The organism is Paenibacillus zanthoxyli JH29, assembly GCF_000520715.1.
Taxonomy (GTDB): Bacteria; Bacillota; Bacilli; order Paenibacillales; family Paenibacillaceae; genus Paenibacillus_AQ; species Paenibacillus_AQ zanthoxyli.
Genome location: NZ_ASSD01000428.1, coordinates 1 through 3667, shown reverse-complemented (window position 1 = coordinate 3667; position 3667 = coordinate 1). Strand labels below are relative to the sequence as shown.

Annotated in this window: 3 protein-coding genes and 2 pseudogenes; all 5 read right to left on the bottom strand. The window is 51.6% G+C overall.

The annotated features are described in order from the left end of the window. Nucleotides 1-41: 41 nt before the first annotated feature. Nucleotides 42-257, bottom strand: a pseudogene (locus L691_RS33630) (IS630-like element ISCARN102 family transposase); the annotation flags it as partial. Further along, nucleotides 242-1627, bottom strand: a pseudogene (locus tag L691_RS29155) (contractile injection system protein, VgrG/Pvc8 family); the annotation flags it as partial. The pseudogenes L691_RS33630 and L691_RS29155, both read right to left, overlap by 16 nt. 40 nt (nt 1628-1667) lie before the next feature. Then, on the bottom strand, nt 1668-2084 hold the full coding sequence (locus L691_RS0116380; protein WP_025691526.1) for a DUF4280 domain-containing protein: 417 nt from the start codon (nt 2082-2084) through the stop codon (nt 1668-1670). Nucleotides 2085-2090: 6 nt separating this feature from the next. Further along, on the bottom strand, nt 2091-2621 hold the full coding sequence (locus L691_RS0116375; protein WP_025691525.1) for a hypothetical protein: 531 nt from the start codon (nt 2619-2621) through the stop codon (nt 2091-2093). Then, a partial coding sequence (locus L691_RS0116370; protein ID WP_025691524.1) for a pentapeptide repeat-containing protein occupies nt 2618-3667 on the bottom strand: 1050 nt, incomplete at its 5' end. The genes L691_RS0116375 and L691_RS0116370, both read right to left, overlap by 4 nt.

Here is a 3667-nt window from a genome sequence, read left to right as displayed (position 1 = left end):
TTTATCCTCAAATTTGATGCGGTCAAGGTACTAGTAGCCCATCAATCCTTAAATTGTGGGTAAAGACGTTTTAATTTAATCCGTGCATCTTCGGTGGTAAATTGCCAGTCTACTCCCTTTTGGGATTGATTACGAGCAGACTCCCAAGCCGATAGTTCGGTAGCCAATTCGGAAATGGAAGGAATACGACGCCCCAAACACTGACTTGTCATGACACTGAGTTCAATCTCAGCGATATTCAACCAACTGCCATGTTGCTGCTGGCTTCGCCTGTCAGATACAGGGCGCTTCCAGCTTCCAGCGACAGCTGCTGCCCGGCCTTAAGGTTCACGTGACCCCCTTGAAACTGTACATTCCCCGGACTGCTGACCGTGATGCCGCTCTCCTCGTTCAACATAATAGAAAGTTCACCCGAGGTGGAAAGGGTCAGCTCTTGCCCGGACATCTTTACACCGCTTCCTTGCGCGTGCTGCCACACCTTTACATCCGGTGGGCCATGGACGTGGCGCTGTTGGCGGAGAGAATCAGTCACATAGGCATCCTGCTCCCGGTTTGTCGGCAGATACAGGTTCACTCGTTCCCCGATTTCGGGCATATCGTACCAGCCGCTATGCTCTTCCGCAGCATAGCGGGTTGCTGCCGGAAACCAGCAGGCTTTGGCGGGGTCTTGCTTAGGATCAATATCCAGTTGAAGCTGCATAAAATCCTGCTGGACCTTTAGCACCGTTCCCGTTAGCGAAATCCCGGTGACTCGGTCGTTCTCATACCGGGCATAGCGGATATCCGTCTCGGCTTGCAGATCATAACGAGTACGCAGTAAGCCATCTGCTAACGTGGTGACCGCCCGCACGACGGCCAGCTCATTGCCTTGCCCGACCGGTAACGCAAGGAGGTCGCCTAACGCATATATTGCAGACTTTCAATGGTATAGGTGACATACGAGCCAGCGCGTTCCCCCGGTTTTCCTGCGACGGGTTCATGAAACGTTTTGCGTACCTGATAAGAGATTTCCTCTTCTACTTTGTGCGGCTCACCTTCCGGCATTCCGAAGAAAACCTTGGGTGACGCGGCGGTCACCTCCGGCACCAGCACGGAACCGAAGCGGGAGGCGAGACGCTTTAAAAAGGCCCAGTCTGTCTCTTCATATTGTAAAACAAATGCATCCAGCTTGGCATCATGGGTCAGGGTATCAATCAGATCTCCGTACGCATACTTACGTACCAGCGCGGTGACCAGATCCTCATAGGTACGGTGTGCATTCGGATAGGAACGCTTTTTCACCTGGATATCCATCTGATACGAATGCGAGGCGGCCTCCAGTCTCAAAGGTATAGACTCCCCGTACACAATGTACGGACATGCGTGTGATGATCCCGTGGAACAGTCTTCTTAGCAGCCCTCCTTGTCCATCTAACTGACGAATGACCATTGGCTCTTGCTCCAGGGTTTGTCCGATCCATGCGGCTCCTTGTTCCTCGGACAGAAGGCCAGTCATCTGTAAATTAGCATGCTCGTTGATGGCTCTGTTGATTTGGAGCTGCTTAATATGCTCCGGTTGAAAGGGGCCGTAAAAGCGGAGGCTTTCATAGCCAATCTCGGCTAACTGTAGGCTCAAGTAAGTTCGCATCTCCTTTCTGGCATTGCAGGGCTAGTGTCCGGTTCAGCGGTTAGTCCAGCTCCTGCCCGTCATTTTCAATGCGGATCTGTCCGTTATACAAGCAATGGTGTGTACAATTTAGCGTCAATGCAGGCTGGCCTTCGATTCTCATGTCGCTTTTTCCGTTCAGCCAGGGCATGGTGAGGACAGGGACGCACGGGGCTTTCTTGACCCCATAGATATCGACCATCTGACTGGCTTGTACAGCAGGATTGAGCGGACTGGAGCAGTTTCCAAAAGGCGGGATGTTCACTCCCGGCACGTAATCTCCGATGTTCATTTGTGCTTTGTTTTTGACGTATACCCCGTGGCTGAACGGACGCTTTAAACGGGTAGGTTGGGTACCGCAGCTGCAGCTTAAAATCGCACCTGCTACCACGTAGCTCTTTTTGGCGCCCGTTCCTGGTTCCACTTTCGCTTCTTTCACTTGAGATCATTCCTCCTTCGTTGCCATCTCCACCCGTTGTACGCGTACCCCTATAAATGGACGGCGCAGCAGACACTCCGCCACGGCAAGGTCGATGTAGACGTAAGGTTCCATCAGGCCGGCAATCCGGAAAACAGGAGATTCGATATTCCCGTATTTGAGCACCAAATGCTTCAAGGTATGATTGGGATACCACTCGGTCTGTGAGGAAAGGCAATCCAGCCTCGGAGGACGAAGCACCCAATACACCTCTTGTCTGGCTCGTTGGAAATCAGTGAGGATAGCTGCTTTCCATTCCAGCCCAGGAACAACCTTTTCCAATAGTTCTTTCATGGGATCGGATACGAGCGGGACAGGGAATTCCAGAAAATCCGGAAATACGGTCTGTGAATCGGTATGTACAGTTAAAAACAGGGGGGAGTCCTCCGTTTGAGAGCCTTGATCCGATAGGATGCTTTCGATCTGCAAAGGAGACAGAGAAGCCGGTTCAACCCGGTGCTGAACACGCTCGTCCATTATGAGGCGAAAATATCTCATGGCGTTGTCCCGCCTTTACTTGTCACATCGGCCACGCTTATATCCATAGTGCGAAGCAGGGAAGGGGAGGCGGTTGTCATTTCTGTCAAGCCAATGGCCTCGCCTAGCTGCTCCTCCGTAAAACGCACACCATGTACCTTTGCCCCTGTAAAATCGGCTTTTGCCAAACGAGTGCCTGCAAAAGAAGCTCCTGTGACATCGGCTCCGGCAAAGCAGGCACCCGTGAGATCGGCCCCAATAAATGAAGCGTTTTGCAGTGAGGCAGTTTGGAAAACAGCCCCTTGTAACTGAGCCTCTTTAAAAGAAGCTCCTTGCAAGCTCGCTCCCGTAAAATCCACACCGCTAAATCCTAACGGCTCCCAATCGAGCCAAGCATCCGAACCGTCTCCCGTATCGCCTATAACGACGTCTAATATGGCATTGTTCATGGAATAACCGCTAAAATCAGCTCCGTGAAGCAAGCTGTAAGTAAAATCGGTTTCCTCCAATCGGCAATCTTGCCAGACGCTACCCACCAAGATACAAGCATGAAGGCGGCTGCGTTCCATTCCAACCTGACGAAAAGCGGTATAACGAAAATCCAACTGGCTGTAATCTCCATCCGGCAGTCGAACCCGGGTCAACGCTTGGTAGCTGTACGCATGTTCTTCTCTTTCCTCTAGCCAAGCTTGGATTTCGTTCGATTCCATCGGTCTGCGATCTTCTTTATACACAGACACACTTTGATCGAGATACTCTGCGACACGAATCTCAAATGTTTCTTCCCGCTGCAGATCCTGAAACTCCGGTAAACATACCGCCTGTTTCATCGCCAGACACAACAAATTCACAACGAGCGCATGGATATGTACCGCTGCCTCCAGCATCATTCGCTCAAGTGCAAAATCGGATAGAGAAACTTGTTGTGTCTCTGCCTCTGTTCGCAACAGCTGCTGCAATTCGCTCCAATAGGAGAAGGCCCACTCTGCATTGTATTCAAATCGGACGGGTTCAGGATCAAGCAGCCATAAGACGTCCGAGGCCTCCACCAGATAGGCAGGCCGCGC

Coding starts and splice junctions, on each gene's coding strand:
- L691_RS0116375 (WP_025691525.1), bottom strand. CDS start 2,621: ATGAGATATTTTCGCCTCATAATGGACGAGCGTGTTCAGCACCGGGTT.